Origin of the sequence: Paenibacillus qinlingensis (genome assembly GCF_013204845.1) — a bacterium.
Classification (GTDB): domain Bacteria; phylum Bacillota; class Bacilli; order Paenibacillales; family NBRC-103111; genus Paenibacillus_E; species Paenibacillus_E qinlingensis.
Map to the genome: position 1 here is coordinate 689,701 of NZ_JABMKY010000001.1, position 18,067 is coordinate 707,767.

Sequence of the window (18,067 nt, forward strand, 5' to 3'; positions counted from 1 at the left end):
GCTCGAGTCAAAGGGGGAAGCCAGTGTGTTGCATAGACGCGAGAATAATTTGCGAACTGAAACACTTTACGTAGGGATGGCGCATCATAAGAAGCGTTTTCGAAATCCACGTGAGTTGCTTCACACATACATCATCCGGTTACAGACGAGCGGCAGCTGTGAAGCACTCATTGATAGCGAGTTTGTTGTAATTAAGCCTGGAGACCTGCTTTTGTTTCGTCCAGGAGAAAAATATGAGCTTATCCTGAAAGACAACAGCATCGATTACTATTTGATTTGCAATGGAACATGGATTGACCAGTGGTGGGAAAATTTCTCACCTCCGCAAAAGTCAACCATCCCTCTCGACGACGATCTTCTGAAATTATGGAATCAGTTGGCGAAGGAAACGTTACGGATGAATGACACCTTCGAAGAGCTGACAGATTATATACTGCGCGTCTTTTGCTTAACCTTACAGCGCCTGCATGAAATTGCCAGCATGGGAGAAACGTTAGGTCCATCCTACATCGCCTATAGAATAAAAAAATTCATCGATCAGCATGCGACAGAAGCTCTCACCTTGGAGCAAATTGCCAAACATGCGGGTATTAGTATCTCCAGAGCTGTCAATCTGTTTAAAAGCAATTTCGGTCAATCCATTATGAGTTATGCCATTGAGGTCCGTCTTGCCGTCGCATGTGAACGTATTCGTTACAGCTCAATGTCACTTGACTCTGTTGCTAAATCAAGCGGTTTTAATAACTATACTTACTTCCATCGACAATTTCGCATTCATTTCGGGTTATCCCCCCGTCAATTTCGAGAAGAACAACAGAAACGCTCGAAACTTCCAATGGAACAATAGAAAGATCGCTCTTCACTTGCCAAATAGCAACATGTGAAGAAGCAATCTTTATAATTAACTAATTCGTAACATGTACAATCATTTTTTCGCTAGATGTGGCTCCAGCATAGTTAATGAGCTCAGCTCGATACTCATAGTTGCCCTTCGCTTTATTTACTAAGGTCGTTACGGATGATTGGGCATCCGGTGTATGATTGGTCAGCACTTCTGAATAGATGAGAATACCGTTTTCATATAAATTATACGTCCCGCCATTCGTTCCCCACCACATATTCATGCTGACTTTAAAATTGCCATCACCATCCCAGTTATCGTTCGACAGAACTGATTTACCCGGAGCTGCTTTTGTTACGGTTACTACATGTGTGCCGCTCTTTGTTGTGCCAAAGGCATTAGTAAGTTCGGCATAGTAACGATAAATCCCATTCTGCTTATACGTAATTGATGTCACGGTAGATTGAGCTGATGGTGAATTGTCAGTTAGAATTTGTGTATCAATTAATTTATCATTCTCGTAAAGCTTATACATTCTGCCATTTTCACCGTACCACATATTCATCGCTATACTGTAATTACCATCTTCGAGGCCAGTATCATTTCCATTGTAATCAGAAAGAATAGGCGTACTTGGTTTGGCTTTACTCTTTGCTGCAATATTGGTCACTGTCGCGATCGCAGTTCCGTGATTTCCTGCTGCATCAACGATTTCGAAAGTGAAGCTATCATTAAATGTGAACGTATAGCTGTTTATACCACCATTATTCGTAATCGTTACCGGTTCGCTCGGTGTGATTGTGGCGGTGACACTTTGTGCGGTTACCGAACTATAGGTCACAGTTGCTGTTGGAATCGTATTATCTATATTACCGACTACATATTTGGAGACATTGGATACATTGCCCGCAGCATCCGTTCCTCTTGCGTACACTGTTTCATTTGCAGAAACAACTACAGGAGCTCCGTAAGCAGTCCATGCACCGCTAGTACCCACTTTGTATTCTTTCACTGTTGCATCAGCCGGATAGCTGATCGTGACAGTGACATCAGACTTGGTCGGCACTGTCATATCTGCCGCTAAAGTTGCATCTGCTGGTATTGTCTTGTCAATCCTAACGGTTGCCGTGCGCGGCGTTTCCATATTGCCTGAAATGTCCACGCTCCAATAAGTTAGCGTATGAACTCCCTCTGTCGTCAAGAAGATTGATGTGCCGTTTTGTTGCGTTCCGCCATCTACCGTATAGTAAGTAGCGGCTACAACGGATGTTCCCTCGGTTACGCTCAAATTAACTGTCGTGTCTTGATTGACCCAACCCGTCGGAGCATTATCTGTTGTCGTGGGTGGTATTGGAGCTGGTTTTATGGTGAAATCATCCATCCAATATTCTTGTCCTGTGGAACCTGCAGCCATGGTTCTGAAACCGGCTGAACGAAGATAATTCAACCCCGCATAAGTTCCCCCCAGATTTCGGATTGCCCTCACATCCACCTCAATCGTATGCCACTGGCCGTCAGCAATCAAGGTATATGCAGCTGTTGGCTCGTTGGAAGAAGCGGTCGCCGCAATTGGATATGTTCGATTATCCAGCCGTATCGGATAAGCCTCCAAGGCTAACACAAGCAGCGTTCCCGGATTCACCTTATACTTGGCGCTCACAATTGGAAATTGATTGATATTCCAGTCCGGCGGGTAATTCCCAAATCTGAGTTGTTCAGTCTCATCGTTGCCACTCTTATAGTAGACGTGGATGACTCCATTTGTCCCATTCTCATAGATCCGCTCATAGTTCGTGACCTCATTCCCACGTGAACTGTGTCTATAGATTTGAGTATATAAATTGTCATCGGCATCAAATGAATTGTACAGCATCGGCTGACTCAGATAGTCCGTTGCGTTAATAATCACATACGTTATGCCGGATATTGATTTGCCAGATGCATCCGTCGCTTTACTATATACGGCATATTGACCAGGTTGGTTGTAAACATGGGTTGGGCTAGCCCCTGTTCCTGTTGAACCATCGCCAAAGCTCCATGAATACGAGGTAGGTATGAAACTGCCGAACACTGTAGAGGAAAATGGTACTGCAGAACCGGTAACCGCCTTGAATTGACCGCTCGTTACCTGCAAAGATTCCGGCGCACCAGCTCCTGTCTCAACAATCCCCATGTCCGGAGCGCTGCCAGCATAAGCCAGATTGACAGATGCTCCATCAGCCCAAGTTAATGCCGTGTCTAAGCTGAGAACTCCACTTGTAATTACGCCAGTCGATGCGTTCTTCGTATAAGCGATGTTCGTAATACGGGCCCGATTTGCGGATGTCCCCACAGAAATGAGGTCTCCCACCTGGTTGTCGATTCCCCAGCCGTCAAAAAAATAGTTCGGATTGTTGACTGTGAGCGATGTGCTTCCGCTACCCGCACCTATCGCTGTTGTCAGATCCGTACCACTGTCGATCATCGGACTCCCTGGTTGTAACGTGTAATTGTAATTACTAGGATCAGTGAATAAAGGATTTACGTTCATGTTTTGCGCAAACAGTGGAACTTTCGTTCCGACAGCCGCTGACATGGACTCCACTTCGGACAGAGACCATAGTTTATAGTCACTATTAAACAGAAAACTATTATTATTTCCGAGGAAGTTAGGGGTCACTCCCGGACCATGCCAAAAGTTGTTTTTGATAAAGCTGAGTGTTCTGGAACCGTCATCATTAAATGCCCTTTCGAAATACCGGAGATTCGTATTTGACGCGTTGTTATCATTGTTATAAAAAATGTTGTTCTTAAAGAAATTGTTTTTGATCGTGAACACACCATTACCGCCAAACAAATAAACAAACATTTCGTTCTCTGCAAATATGTTGTTATAAAAGACAGAATTTTGGAAAGACATGTTCGCTGAATACGGAGCGCTGCCTAAAGTGCCTCCACTATAGTTACGAATGAAACGATTATTACGGAAAATAGCCCCATCGGCATGGATGGAGTCCCTGGATGATGCATTTCCAGATCCATACCTTTGTTCGGAAAACACATTGCCCTCCAGAAGAATTCTATTGTTCGGAAAGATTTCAAAATTTCGGCTCCACTGGCTGTTAAATACGTTGTTTCGCACTACTACATCGCTTACAGTATTATAGTTCGTGTCAAAGTACGAGAAATTCAACACCGTGTGCCTTGCTTTACTGAAATTATTGCCTTCTATTAACAATTCGGAACTATTGGAGAACGTGATCAAATCATCGCCTAAATAAGCCTCTGTAACTATGTTATTAAGTAACTTTAACTGGCTGGTGTAGTTAACGAAAATGGGTGCACGGTAGCCCCACCCGGCCGTGGCGTACGAAAAGACGCAATCTGAAATCGTAATGTTGCTGTTAGGTGTTCCGTTCGCTGTACCCGCTGAATACATGGTGCCGTCGGTGCTGTCTATTTTCAGCCATTTTCCAAGATTCAGATGTGAGGTTAGTTTAAATCCATTCAACGTTATGAAGGACTTACCTTTGATTTGAACAATATATGAATCCGCGTTCGGATACGTAAGTGTCGCTTGTCCTTTATTTAACGCTTTAAATAGTATCGGGTTCGCCGTTGTGCCGCTGTTCTGCGGAATCAGTTGATCACTATAAATCCCGTCCATAAAGAGCACAGTATCTCCAGCAGCAGCTGTAGAGGCTGCTTTGGTCAGCGACCAAGGCGTGCTTGTCGACAATCCATTATTCGATGCACTCCCAGTGGGGCTGACATAATAGGTTACACCTGCAGCGTGAACAACCTGAGGAGGAACTCCCATGCCTAGCCCCAATATACTTATTAACATACTCACTACTGTCAGTATCAAATACGCCTTAGATCTTTTCAATTTCCTTCATCTCCTTTATTAATTTCTGCTCCATCCTTCCAATCCATCATGAAAGAAACGTTATTCTGTGATTATCACCCCCTCTCCATGCTGCTAGGTTGCTTACTGCTCCCTAACTTTACCTCAAAAAAAAACATGAAAGCGCTATCATTTATCGAATTAAAACAAGCCTGCCGCGATAAAAAGTATAGAAATCAACGAACAGCAAATAAACCACGATTGACTTGGATTTTTTAATGAATGTAGTCCATCCAATACCCCTGTGGGAACCATGTTTACATCTATGAAACTTTCTCTTCCCTATCCGATCACCGGCGGAATTCTAATCTCCACTTTGGTGCCAATTCCTGATACACTCGTGTAGCTCAGACCATATTCTGCACCGAAATATAACTTTAATCTTTCATTAATGTTATGAACGCCGAATCCGCGCCAATCATCCTTAGATTGCTGCTGGAACATGCTCATCAGAGCATCCTCCATCATACCTATACCATTATCTTCAATGCACAGAAGTATCAATCCGGCTTCTAGCTTTCCGCTTATCGTGATGGTCCCGCTTCTATCTGGCTTCATCTGAATGCCATGCATAATGCTATTTTCGACCAAAGGCTGTAGTGTTATTTTAGGTATTTGATACGATAGGATGTCATTGATATTCAATACAAGTTTAATGCTATTATCAAATCGATAATTCTGAATTTCAACATAGGTTTGAACATGTTGGATTTCATCATCGATCTTAACGATATCCTGACCTTTTCTTAAGCTGAGCTTGTAGAAGTTCGATAAGGATGAGATCAAAGATTCAATATCCGAGCAATTATGTTTAATGGCCATCCAATTTATGGAATCCAGCGTATTATACAAAAAGTGAGGATTGATTTGAGATTGCAAGGCCTTAAGCTCTGCTTGGGCCCATTTCAACTCCGCATTCTTCATCTCTTGCCCGGTTTTGAACTGTTCATCAATTAATTTCTCAATCTTTTTGATCATAAAATTATAAGATTCCGCCAGCTCCCCGATCTCATCTCTGCCGAACTTCTGCGTGATGACGGACAATTCGCCATTTTGAACCTTCCGCATTTTAGAAATTAATCGATAAATCCGTTTCGTGCTGGACACGGAGCTTATATAAGCGAGCACATAGGCTACTGCTGCCATGACAATCATAATCAGGATTAGCACGTTTCTTTGACGGGAACTGGCAGACAGAATATCCGTTATTGGGATTATACTTACGATTCGCCAATCCGTACCTTCAATCGTTTTATAACCGACAATCGCTCCCTTACCCTTAACAGTTGTTTTCTGCCATATATCCTCTTTCTCCGTCGCTAAGTTCGGAACTCTCCAATTATTGATCTGTTCAAGTGAAGCAGTCGACTGGATGATCTTCCCGCTGCTATTTTCTATATAAATCATGCCTGTTTCCGTAATGTTGGCTGCTTTATTGATAATATTCAATACATCACTTAGTAAGATATCGATGCTAAGTACACCCATGTTTTTAGAATAATCATTTGGATTTTTGACAAGACGCAGTACGGATAACACTTTATCCTCTGTCACATTGCCAGTCTTTTCCGTGTAGTGGGTCGTGGTTGGAGATAATAAAACTTTACCGTTACTATTTAATAATTGCTCATACCAGGGGGCATCACGAATGGATTCCATGCTATAGATGAGTTGTCCATCCCCTGAGTATATTAATTCATCCGGTACGAACAAACGAATGAGGTGGATATCTTCGTTACGCAGTAAATATTGAAATAGTCTTAACAGATAAGAACTATCTTTCAGTTGCATCGGGATTTCATAAGATGATTCATTTCTACCGAACACCCTTGTTGCCTCTTCATCAAGAATAATATAATCCGAAATCGTAGAAGCGCTGTTGACTTTGGATGCAAGTGAAGACGCTGCTTGTTCGAAAGACTGCTTGGCCGAATACACCGTGTTTTCCTGGATCACTTGCGCTGCCTGTCTGTAGGCTAAAAAAGTAAACCCGAAGAGCGGCACGATCATGAGGAAGAAGAAAATCAAAACGAGTTTGTTTTTGATTTTGAGATCCTGGATGTATTGCCAAAGAACACGAATCGATTTCCCTATCATAAGTAATGCCTTTCTCTATAATCGGAAGGATTCATTCCGGTCATTTTTTTGAATATTTTGGTGAAATGGTTGGGGCTTTGATAGCCTACCTTTCTCGATATTTCCAACAGCTTCACTCTTTCTTCTTTCAAAAACTCCTTAGCCTTTTCGATTCTGACTTCGGTTATGTATTGGTTAATTGTTTTCCCTGTTTTTTTCTTGAAAATCATGCACAGATAGGTCGGTGTCAGAAACAAATGCTTCGCCAGCATGTTAATCGTTAAGTGATCATCATGGTAATGCTCCTGGATAACCTGCATGATCATAAATACATTTTGTCCGATACTATTCTTGGAATGGATATTATCGAAAACAACCGAAATTCGGTCCAGCATATAGTTTTGGATTTCTGTCAAGCTGGACATACTCGTGAAGATATCCCAAAAATACACGTGTTCCTGTTTTTCAAAGGGATCGATATTGTATCCTGTTGCAAATGCATTTAATTCAAGGAGCATGCTGCAGAAAATGTCTTTAACTTGCTTAATGGGTAATTCGGTATGCCTTCTTATTTCGTCATGCATCTGGATAATGAATCGAAGCGTCTTATCTTTATCACACTCATTCAAGCAATCTATAAATTGCTTAATAACAACAGCATCCAATCGATATGATTGACCGTTATCAACCCGATTCTCGTAAATAACCATCTGATTTGCCCCGATAAAAAATTGTTTCTGCAAGGCTAGCGCAGCAGTTCGATACGATTCTCTAACCTGCTTCAACCCATCCACTTTTATTCCAATACCCATAAATAAATCGACTTTCACGCTTGCCAATTCCTCTATCGTTTTTTTCAGAGAACTAATAATCGTTGAGGGAAAATCTCGATGGCTAATCCCTTTTCCGTAAAAGTGAATGACAAGATGCTGGTTGTCTTTAAACCCTGCTAGATGGTACATCACGGGATTATTAAATACCAAATCTATAGCTTTATGTATAAGTTGTTTATGATTATGTTGATTATGCTCCATATCTACGGTTGGGTCTGATAGGATGTCTATTTTTATTATTGCGGTTATAACATTCCCATGAGATAAGATATCTTTATTAATTTGTTGTAATCGTTGCAAAATATCAGGGAACGGTGTTCGCATACCAGCCATGTCCAAAGCTAGTTTTTCCTTGAGAATTGCGTTACTTTCCGCATTTTTAACTTGTTCGTCCATGACGGCATGAACAGCCAGACTTACCGCGCGTTTCACTTCTTCTCTATTGACAGGCTTCTCTAGATAATTGATTGCACGCAATTGAATAGCCGATTTCAGATATTCTTTATCCGCATACCCGCTTAAGAAAATGAATTTACAATCCGGAAGGATAGCCTTTACTAAGACTGCGAATTCAATGCCATTCATTCCAGGCATCTTGATATCTGATAGAATGATGTCAGGTCGTATCTGTTCAGCCAGCTTCAACGCTTCATCACCTGATCCCGCGCATTCAACAATACTAACGCCAAGGCTATTCCAAGGAATAAACTCGGCTAATCCTTCTCTTGTCGACTTCTCATCATCTACAATAATAAGTTTTATCATATACGTGTACGCTCCTTGGACCTGATTGGAAAAGCATACCATATATTACCTCTAAAGGCTCTTGCATAGAGTCAACTGCCGAAACCTTTAGAGGTATTAAACGGAATTATTTGTTTTTCAAATATTCATTGATTTGCGTTTGCGCGACTTCCATGTATTTCTCAACACCGGCCTTCTTCAAGTTTTCTTTGTAAACTTTAATCCCGTCATCCACATCATCAATAAAACCCATATAAAGCGGTCCGGCATACTGTGCAAACAAATTGCTCAGATTGGTGCTTACATCATTGATCTCCTTGGTGTTCAGGGCAAAATCGACCAGAGGGTTCGCTTTATAGCGTTTTTTGGCATCATCAGTTAAAGCGGCAAAGTTGGGAAATGATCCGTCAAACACTTTGGTATATGTTTCATTCGTCCAGCCCCATGTGCCAGCCGCATTCGGCGGATATTTATTATCGATAGGAAACTTAATAACTCCCTTGTCATCCACTGTATAATGAGTACCCTTCACCCCGTACTGCGTTAGCATATTGTAGGATTCGTTGTATCGCAGCAAATCCAGAAGCATGAGAGCTCTTTCTGCATTTTCGGATTTCGCGCCAATTGCCATGCCTCCTGCCATATAGGAGTATCGATCAATGGATCCTTTAGTAAAGGCTGGATAGACCTTTACATCCCATTCTGGATGGTTTTTGCTTACTTCATTGTAAATATTATTACCACCCGGAATACTTGAGATTAACGCTGCATTCTTGCCGTTCTTGAAAGAATCATTGAGCCCGACCGTGTTAGAAAGTGCATTCTTCGACCAGTATCCGTTATCTTTCCATTGCTTCATTTTCTTCAAAAATTGCGTAGTTTCCGGTAAATCGAACGTATACTGGAGCTTTAAGGAAGCATCGTTTTTATTGATAGCAATAGGGCTCGTGCAGTTCGGAGCTCCAGGAGCCATCAGATCATTGTTTCCGAAGTAGAGAGAACATAGCATCCAAGCATCATTTTTCCCCATATTAAAAGGGATCATGTTTTTTTCATTTTTTGCCACCGCATCAAGATAGACGCCGAAATCATCCAACGATTTGATATCCGGTACGTTATACTTCTTCATCAGATCGCCTCTAACGACATACGTACTGTAATTAAAACTTGCTGCTAGCGTAGGCAACGCAAACATTTTGCCACCAACAAAACCGCCCGCAACCTTATCTTTCGCTTCTTTGGCTGAGATAGGAGCGTAGGTGCTCAACATGGCGGGAGTGATTTCCTTGAAAGCGCCTCTGCGAGCGTTATCAGCAAAATTCATATAATTAGCGGCGAAAATCAAATCAAATTTTTCACCGGAAGATAGCATCAAGTTATACGCATCGTTGGATAGAAAATTGATTTTGACCGTTGCATTGATGTCCTTAAGCGTCAATTTGTTTAATTCCTCGTGGATGAGCTTGGCATCAGGCGTTCCATCCGATGGCAGATACATACTGAGTTCAACTTTTTTGGAAATATCGACCCCTGGAGCAGCTGCAGCCGTGCTTTGAGCTTCTGGAGAAGGATTGGCTGAACTCCCCGTTTGGCCCCCCGTATCCTTGGAACATCCTACTGCAATCATCGCTACTGCCAGAATAGATATTAGTACATTGCCCATCCTTGACCACTTTCTTTGCATACCATTTCCCCCTTTATTGTATTGATAACTGGAAGATTCCAGAGTTATCCTTTCACTGCACCTACCGTCATTCCTTTAACGAAATACTTCTGGATAAACGGATATACCAATATAATGGGCCCCGTTACAACTACCGTCATGGCCATCTTGAACGTTTCTGTGGGCATTTCAACAACAGGGATGCCTGTTTTTTGCGCAACAATCTGTGCAGCCTGCATGGAGTTAAATACTTTATACAGGTGATATTGTAACGGCATCATGTGCGGTTTCGTAATAAACAACATCGCTTGATACCAGTCGTTCCAGTACGTAAGGGCAATAAATAACCCTATTGTAGACAAAGCGGGAAGAGACAACGGAAGATAGAGCCTAGTGAAAATGGTGAAGTCTCCTGCACCGTCCATTTTGGCAGATTCACCTATGCTATCAGGGATTGTTGTAAAAAAAGTTCTCATAATAATGATGTGAAACACCGCTAACAGATGTGGAAGGAGCAACGCCAAATAGTTGTTTTTCATCCCTAAACTAATCATGATGAGATACCACGGGACTAAGCCTCCACTAAACAAGGTCGTGAAAAAGAAAAAGAATGAGAATTTATTGCGGTATTTAAAATCTTTGCGGTGAAGTACATACGATGTCATGGACGTTAGAAAGAGTCCTAGAACGGTACCTGCAATAACTAAACAAATCGTAACACCATAAGCTCCTAGGATGACCTCCGGCGTTTTCCATATCAAGTTATAGGCTTCCAATGAGAACTCTTTCGGGATAAGCCTATATCCATGCTCAAAAAGCGAAGCGTCTTTCGTAATCGATCCCAAAACCGTAAGAAGGAACGGAATGAGACATAATAACGATATAATACCAATGAGTAGATAGCCGATAATGTTGAAAAAGAGATCATCTTTTTTTATGATTTTGTTCCCTCTCATGAAACCACTCCTAAAATAAGGCATACTCCGGATTCGCCTTCTTAATCAGGTAATTCAATGTCATTATGATAATGAAACCAACAGCAGATTGGTACAATCCTGCTGCCGCAGGTAAGCCCAAATCCAACCCCTGCTGATTCAGTGCACGAAACACAAACGTATCAATCACATCCGTCGTATTAAATAGCAATCCGTTATTACCAACTAGCTGATAAAACATATCCAAATTCCCCCTCAGAATACCACCGACTTGCAATAAAACCATGATGATAATCGTGACTCGCAAGAGAGGTAAAGTGATATAATAAATTTTCTGAACAATGTTGGCTCCGTCCAATTCAGCCGATTCATACAAATCGGGATTAATCCCCATAATGGCCGCTAGGTACACGATGCTGCCATACCCGATAATTTTCCACAAATAAAATCCCACTATAATGAAAATCCATAAATAGGGCCTGCCGTACACATCAACCGATTCAATCCCCCATGCTTTCAACAGCGTATTCAAACTCCCGAACTCGTAGTTGAATATGCCATACACGAAGGATCCAACAACAACCCAGGAAATGAAATACGGTAAAAGCATTGTGGATTGCGTAATTTTTTTGAAAAGTTTTCCCTTCACTTCGGAGAAAAGGATCGCTACGCCAACCTGAAACACTACACCGACTACAATGAAGGCTAGATTGTAAAGAATCGTGTTTTTGGTAAGAAGCCAAGCCTGCCCGGATTGAAAGAAAAAGGTGAAATTTTTGAACCCGACCCATGGGCTTAACAAGATTCCTTTATCAAACTCAAAGTATTTAAAGGCAACAATGATCCCTCCCATCGGAAGATAACTGAAAATGAAAAAATAGATGACCGCAGGGGCTAACATAAGAAACAACATTTTGTTTTTCTTTACTTCCATTAAAAAGCCTGACGTTTTTTGCATGTAACAACCCCGTTTGCATATTTAGTAGTCATAAAAGCCATAGACCCACTATAACAGCGCTTTCATTACGTTGAAATAATGCAATCTTATCATGATGAGCGATATATTCTACTTTGCCATTTATTCGAATAAATAATTGTAAGTATTCGGGCGTCGCTCTTGCTTAAACAAGATGCGAGCTTCTCCGCTTGCATTCCCTACAGACAGCCATGGCTGGTAATAAGACTCAGCAAGGTCGATTTCGCTAATCACTATACCTTGTGTTTGTTCCGGAATTTCTGCAATGATTTTGCCTTGGGGATTGATAATTCTGCTTGGATTCTCTCCCCACATTCCAGCGACCACGACGTGAACCCCACAATCAATCGCTCGTGCAAGAGACTGAATTAAGGCATTTCCCTGCGTAGGTACAAATAATAGTTCTGCACCTTTCAGCGTTAGTATTCTAGCTACTTCAGGAAAGTAACAATCCCAGCAAATCATGATGCCGATTCGACCCAGGTCCGTATCAAATACCGGATACTCGCGTCCAGGCGTAACCCCCATCTCAGCTTCATCCAGAGGCACATGCGTTTTTCTGTATTTTCCTGCTACATGGCCTGCTCGATCTATCAAGAGCGCTGTATTATAAAGGACATCCCCATCCATTTCGAAAAAACTAGTAATGATGTAGTAGTTATATTTTCTAGCGTAATCCGCAAGAAAATTCGTAAATGTGCCCGGTATCGACTCACCAAAGAGTCCGTAGCCCCTACCTTCACAACCTTGCTCATAGACGCATTCACTAAGACATACGACATCTGCACGGTCCACTCCAGCTTGTTCAAGAATCGTCCCCATCGCAGCTAAATTGTCATTTCTATTGCCGGAAAACTTGTTGATTAGCGTAGTTGCTACCCTTAGCTTTCTAGAACCTTCAGATTGTTTCTCAATGAAAGACGGCCTTCTCCATACGATCGTACCGCTCGCTGACCATCGGAAAGCAAGCTCCACCTCGACATGTACGGCCCCTTCCGGCGCAATCATCGTTCTATGCAAATTCACCCACTGATCATCAAGCCTACCTGCTTGATCCAAATAGTCTCTTGTCAGTAATACGCCTTCTGAATCAGACCAGGTGAGCAAAACATAGCAGTTAAGCCCGTTTAACTCTATATCAGTTCCCCGATATTGGACATTGATTTCATATGTCTTTCCACCATTTATCCCGGCAATTTTACACATCCATTTTCCGTATTTCTCCAGATTACCGTTTGCATGCATAACTAATACTGGATCTTCACCCCATACGTCCCTTATAAATTCTGGAGCAAGCGCTTCATGTGGAGACCAGCTTATCCAATCCTTAGAATCGAACATTTGCATTCGATTAACCATCGTCGTTCTCCCTCCTTTCAACGATTCCGCTGATACTTGTAAAGTATAGCATCGCATATATGAGGTGAAAATTATGTAAAGTTATAGTTATGAGCGATATCTTACACTTTTTGTGCAATTCTCATGATTGTGCCTTTGCGTTATATAAGCCTTCAATGAGACAAGTCGCTGTAAATATTTTATAATATAGGCATGATATCTTATCGTAAGATTCTAAAGGAGTTTACTCATGTCTTCTACACCCGTTTTAAATGATGCCCAATGGTCGATATTACTTGAATATATTGCCGAAATGTATAACGAAGTTACGCTAAGTCGAGGCTTTCATTTTTATAAACAGCAAATGGTAACGTCTCTGATTATATCTACTGAGATGAAGAAAGTTAACGCCGTCGTAGAAGAGTTTGGAGAGAAGTGTCAGGTAGGGATTGACCTGAATCTGTTGAAAGCCAGCTCCTGCACCTGCCCTGTTAAGACATCTTGCAAACATGTGGCAGCAGCCTTGATGGAGTTAGCCGATCGCCAAGGCTACCCAGCCTCCCAGATCATGAATGCCAAGATGGCGTTGAAACGCGTTGCTGCCCAATCCTCCAACGTGTCAAATTTGGAGCAACTTCCGGGGATGACTGTGGAAGGTTGGCACAAGTTCATGGAGCACTACACTTTTCATCTAAAGCCCTCCTATGATCAATGGAACTACGTTGAATTACTGCGTGGGCAATTCGCTAATCTCAAGCGAACGCCGATTCCGTTCTCTGAAACGGATCAGTTTTATTTTGAATTTCATCAGAGACTGTTCATTCTGCGCAAAATCGTAGAGCAGAATGCCCAAGCTGGTGTCACCTTTTTCACGGCTGCAACCGTCTATCATTTGAGTGATGAGTTGGATGAGTGGATGAAAGAAACCGGCTCGTTAAATGAGGGGCTGCATGGGGAGAGAACAGCACAAACTTCTGCATATCTCCGTGCGCAAATGGCGATTGAATCACCGAAAAAACTCCACCATTTCAGGGTGTTCACGGCATTTTGGGCTTACCACGTAGCTGCTGAAGAAAGCCTGGTTGCTTCGGAAATAACGGCTTTCGAAGAAATGGAAGCTGCAGATCTTTCTTTTTCCCTATGCGCTGGACGAGCATATCTCTTTCTTCGACAAGGGAAACCTCACCTGGCCTGGGATACATTAGTATCGCATGCTACCTTCAAGGAAGCCCCAACTCTTCTGTTCAAACCATTTCTTGATGAAATGAAACATGCTCATGAATGGCATGAGATGGTTCAATGGCTGCGAAGAATGAGTTCGTTCTATCACGGAAAAAGACATCTCGAAGTTGACGTTTACGTCTCCTATTGGAAACTGGTCGTCGCTGAATTGCCTGAACATGAGGCAGCCATGTGGAAATCGCTAGAAGAGCTTTTGCCAACTACGTACCGCATTATTGAAGATCTCTATTATGAAAAGCGACAATGGAAGCCGTGGATCGAAATGCAAATTGCACAGGGCTACGACCCTTTTACCCATCGAGTTAATGTGCTGCAACCTATTGAGAAGGAGTCTCCTGAGCTACTACTCCCTTATTACCATCAAGCGGTCGAGCACTATATTCGACTCAAGAACCGTCATGACTACAAAGCAGCAGTAAGGCTGTTGAAACGTTTGGAAAAGGTCTATAAAAAAATGAAGCAACCCGAACGATGGGAAGCGTTCTTCACCCGATTCGTCAGTCGGTTCAGCAGGCTGCGCGCCTTGCAAGAAGAATTGAAGAAAGGGAAGCTGCTAGAATGAGCACCAAACTGCACGAGATGTCGTTATGTATGACCCTAACGGATAGTGGAGATGCCTTGCTCTGGGGCTTCAAAGATGGCCGAGATGTCTCGGGTGACCACTTCCGTAAGCTTTTATTCACGTGGCATGAGCCTTCACTCTATGGCACTTTATTAGAAACGCAGCAAGCTGGCGAACTTGTCGTAACGATACTCCCTGCCGAGCAGGTTCTTGCCTTCTTTGCCGAGCCCAATTTCATGGATATTGTCCAGTGGGAAATGGGGACAGAGTCTTCAAAGACGATGTTGCGTCTAGCACCACTTCTCCAAGATGCAGCTAAAAAAGGGCTCTACTTACCAAGCTATGAAGACTTTCGAAATGGTCAGTTAGTATGGACTTGGGATCGTAATGCGGATGAGCTAGCTGACGTAGATTGGGGCCTTCTGGCGAGCATGGATGACCTTGGCGAAGTTGGATTACGCGCTGCCTTCTCAGCTACAGTTGTAGAAACCCATTATGCGGATGCGACTGCGATGGCCGATTTACGGCGAGATTATCCAGCATTGTTTGCGACGAATCGGAAAACAAACACGGCTGACGATTCCCCCGCCGCTTTTACAGAAAACGAATGGCTCTCCGCCATGGGTTGGCGACCAGACTTAGCGCCATTCCGCCCTGCTCTACAGCTGCTTGAGCCTGATGAACTTGAAGAAGACTGGCGGTTGCGACTCGTACTTCAGGACAAACATGACAGCACCCTGCTCACCCCAATTCGGCTGCATGTGGATGGAACAGCTTCAGGCCAATGGGCGTCAGACTGGACGCCGCATGTGGTGGAGCGTGCGCCAGGCTGGGTAACACGCTTATTGGAAGCACTGCCTCGCATGGCCGACGATGGGGAACTACTCGCTCATCCGATGAGCGATGACTCGGCTTGGACGTTTCTGACCAAGGACAGCCGCATTCTATTGGAGGACGGCTGGAATGTCATGCTTCCGGCTTGGTGGGAAGCCGCAGCGAAGCGGAAGCCTCGCCTGAGTGCCAAAGTCGCTGCTGAAGCAGGCAGCGATGCCGGCGGCGGCGGCAAAACCGAGTCCTTATTCGGCATGAACTCGCTCGTCAATTTCGATTGGCGAATCGCGATCGGAGACTCCGAATTGAGCGAAGCTGAATTCAACAGTTTGCTCACGCGGAATGAACGGTTAGTTCGTTTCCGGGGACAATGGATCTATCTGGATCCCGCTTTTCTTGAGCAAATCCGCAGGTTGATGGATAGTGTTGATCCGGCTGAGGGCTTGTCGCTGCAAGATATTTTCCAGCTCCACTTATTGAGTGAATTGGAGAGGGATAAGGCAAAATCCTCCTCCTGGGATGGCGAATCTCAGGAGGAAGTGGACTACGAAGAAGAAGCTCGCTTGCAGTTGGAGGTTGAGCTGAACGGACATTTGCTTAAGTTAGTTAGGCAGCTTGGTCAACCTTCAGATCTAGAGCTTATCCCTGTGCCGCAAGGGCTTCGCGCCGAGTTGCGGGGTTATCAGCACCAAGGCTTTACTTGGTTAACCTATCTTCGAAAATTCGGCCTTGGTGCGTGCTTGGCTGATGATATGGGACTTGGTAAAACCGTCCAATTCATCACTTATTTACTGCATCACAAGCCAGTTTCTGAGCAGCCTGCGCTACTCATTTGCCCTACTTCCGTACTGGGTAACTGGCAGAAAGAGCTTGCGCGCTTCGCACCTGAGCTTACGGTTATGCTGCACTACGGAAAAGGTCGTTTGGGCGGAGGAGCATTGGATGATGCCCTGCAAGGCGTCGATATTGTCCTGACTTCTTACACGACAGCACTTATGGATCAAGAAACACTTCAGCCTTACATGTGGAGCTCCCTCTGTTTGGATGAAGCTCAGAATATTAAAAATGCACAAAACAAGCAGTCCGCCGCCATCCGCTCGTTAAACGCTGTTCATCGAATCGCCCTCACGGGTACACCGATTGAGAACCGATTATCAGAGCTGTGGTCCATCTATGACTACTTGAATCCAGGTTATCTCGGGAATCAGCGAGGCTTTCAAGTTCGTTTCGCGAATCCGATCGAGAAACATCAGGATACGGAGCGGACTGCGCAACTTCAACAGTTGGTGAAACCTTTTATGCTGCGCCGCAAAAAGAAAGATCCTGCCATCCAACTCGATTTGCCGGATAAGCTGGAAATGAAGGTCTATATCAACTTGACGGCCGAGCAAGGCGCGATGTATGAGCAGACCGTCAAGGATCTGATGGAGCGCATGAAGAAGCTCGAGGGCATGGAGCGTAAAGGCGCAATCCTTGGTGCTTTGACACAGCTGAAACAGCTGTGTAATCATCCGATGCTGCTTACGAAGGAAGCAGAGCTGGCTGAGGAAATGGCTCAGAGCGAGGAAAGCCGCGCTGAGTTGGTCTTGCGCTCCGCGAAGCTGGAGCGGCTTGTGGCGATGGTCGATGAGCTCCGCGACGAGGGCGATTCGTGCTTGATCTTCACGCAGTATGTGGGCATGGGCCGCATGCTGGCGAGTGTGCTCTCCAAGCAGCGCGGAGAGCCGGTGTTCTACCTCAACGGGAGCACGCCGAAGCAAGAGCGCGACCGCATGATTGAACGGTTCCAAGCCGCTGACGGCGAGGGCCCGAGTATTTTCGTGCTGTCGCTGAAAGCCGGCGGCGTCGGTTTGAATTTGACCGCGGCGAATCACGTATTCCACTTCGACCGCTGGTGGAATCCCGCGGTCGAGAACCAAGCGACCGACCGCGCGTATCGAATGGGCCAAACGCGGAACGTGCAGGTTCACAAGTTCATCTCGCTCGGCACACTGGAGGAGCGGATCGACGAGATGCTTGAGAGCAAAATGAGCCTCAGCGACAACGTCATCTCCTCCTCCGAAGGTTGGATTACCGAGCTTTCGAATGATGAGCTGCAGGATTTGTTTACGCTGCGGAAATCTTGGTAAAAGCGGCTACT

General features: G+C 44.0%; 10 protein-coding genes. 3 read left to right on the forward strand and 7 right to left on the reverse strand.

The window, feature by feature from the left end:
* The first annotated feature begins 25 nt into the window (after positions 1-25).
* Entirely contained in the window at positions 26-847 is an 822-nt protein-coding gene (locus tag HQN88_RS03310; protein ID WP_173108780.1) for an AraC family transcriptional regulator, read from the forward strand.
* A 58-nt stretch (positions 848-905) separates the two neighbouring features.
* Here HQN88_RS03310 and HQN88_RS03315 read toward each other — a convergent pair whose 3' ends face one another.
* From HQN88_RS03315 to HQN88_RS03345, 7 genes are all read right to left on the reverse strand, one after another.
* Complete coding sequence (locus tag HQN88_RS03315) at positions 906-4,709, reverse strand: OmpL47-type beta-barrel domain-containing protein (RefSeq protein WP_173108781.1); 3,804 nt, start codon at positions 4,707-4,709, stop codon at positions 906-908.
* A 300-nt stretch (positions 4,710-5,009) separates the two neighbouring features.
* A complete protein-coding gene (locus tag HQN88_RS03320; protein WP_173108782.1) occupies positions 5,010-6,824 on the reverse strand; it encodes a cache domain-containing sensor histidine kinase in 1,815 nt (604 codons plus the stop codon).
* Positions 6,821-8,401 carry a response regulator gene (locus tag HQN88_RS03325; RefSeq protein WP_173108783.1) on the reverse strand — a complete coding sequence of 527 codons (1,581 nt, stop codon included), beginning with the start codon at positions 8,399-8,401 and terminating at the stop codon, positions 6,821-6,823. Before HQN88_RS03325 ends, HQN88_RS03320 begins: the two co-directional genes overlap by 4 nt.
* A gap of 106 nt (positions 8,402-8,507) precedes the next feature.
* Positions 8,508-10,064: a DUF3502 domain-containing protein gene (locus tag HQN88_RS03330; RefSeq protein ID WP_173108784.1), complete on the reverse strand. Its 1,557-nt coding sequence runs from the start codon at positions 10,062-10,064 to the stop codon at positions 8,508-8,510.
* A 44-nt stretch (positions 10,065-10,108) separates the two neighbouring features.
* Positions 10,109-10,999, reverse strand: coding sequence for a carbohydrate ABC transporter permease (locus tag HQN88_RS03335; RefSeq protein WP_173108785.1), 891 nt, complete (start codon positions 10,997-10,999; stop codon positions 10,109-10,111).
* Positions 11,000-11,009: 10 nt separating this feature from the next.
* The gene (locus tag HQN88_RS03340; RefSeq protein ID WP_173108786.1) at positions 11,010-11,936 is read right to left on the reverse strand and encodes an ABC transporter permease; all 927 of its coding nucleotides are present in this window, start codon (positions 11,934-11,936) and stop codon (positions 11,010-11,012) included.
* Positions 11,937-12,056: 120 nt separating this feature from the next.
* Complete coding sequence (locus HQN88_RS03345) at positions 12,057-13,313, reverse strand: carbon-nitrogen hydrolase family protein (protein ID WP_173108787.1); 1,257 nt, start codon at positions 13,311-13,313, stop codon at positions 12,057-12,059.
* A gap of 229 nt (positions 13,314-13,542) precedes the next feature.
* Here HQN88_RS03345 and HQN88_RS03350 point away from each other — a divergent pair, with 229 nt between their 5' ends.
* Complete coding sequence (locus HQN88_RS03350; protein WP_173108788.1) at positions 13,543-15,096, forward strand: hypothetical protein; 1,554 nt, start codon at positions 13,543-13,545, stop codon at positions 15,094-15,096.
* Complete coding sequence (locus HQN88_RS03355) at positions 15,093-18,056, forward strand: DEAD/DEAH box helicase (RefSeq protein WP_173108789.1); 2,964 nt, start codon at positions 15,093-15,095, stop codon at positions 18,054-18,056. The genes HQN88_RS03350 and HQN88_RS03355 overlap by 4 nt, the downstream gene beginning before the upstream one ends.
* Positions 18,057-18,067 lie beyond the last annotated feature (11 nt).

Excerpts from the sequence above, each read along its gene's own strand:
- HQN88_RS03320 (WP_173108782.1), bottom strand. The coding sequence starts at position 6,824 with ATGATAGGGAAATCGATTCGTGTTCTTTGGCAATACATCCAGGATCTC.
- HQN88_RS03325 (WP_173108783.1), bottom strand. The coding sequence starts at position 8,401 with ATGATAAAACTTATTATTGTAGATGATGAGAAGTCGACAAGAGAAGGA.
- HQN88_RS03330 (WP_173108784.1), bottom strand. The coding sequence starts at position 10,064 with ATGCAAAGAAAGTGGTCAAGGATGGGCAATGTACTAATATCTATTCTG.
- HQN88_RS03335 (WP_173108785.1), bottom strand. The coding sequence starts at position 10,999 with ATGAGAGGGAACAAAATCATAAAAAAAGATGATCTCTTTTTCAACATT.
- HQN88_RS03340 (WP_173108786.1), bottom strand. The coding sequence starts at position 11,936 with ATGCAAAAAACGTCAGGCTTTTTAATGGAAGTAAAGAAAAACAAAATG.
- HQN88_RS03345 (WP_173108787.1), bottom strand. The coding sequence starts at position 13,313 with ATGGTTAATCGAATGCAAATGTTCGATTCTAAGGATTGGATAAGCTGG.
- HQN88_RS03350 (WP_173108788.1), top strand. The coding sequence starts at position 13,543 with ATGTCTTCTACACCCGTTTTAAATGATGCCCAATGGTCGATATTACTT.
- HQN88_RS03355 (WP_173108789.1), top strand. The coding sequence starts at position 15,093 with ATGAGCACCAAACTGCACGAGATGTCGTTATGTATGACCCTAACGGAT.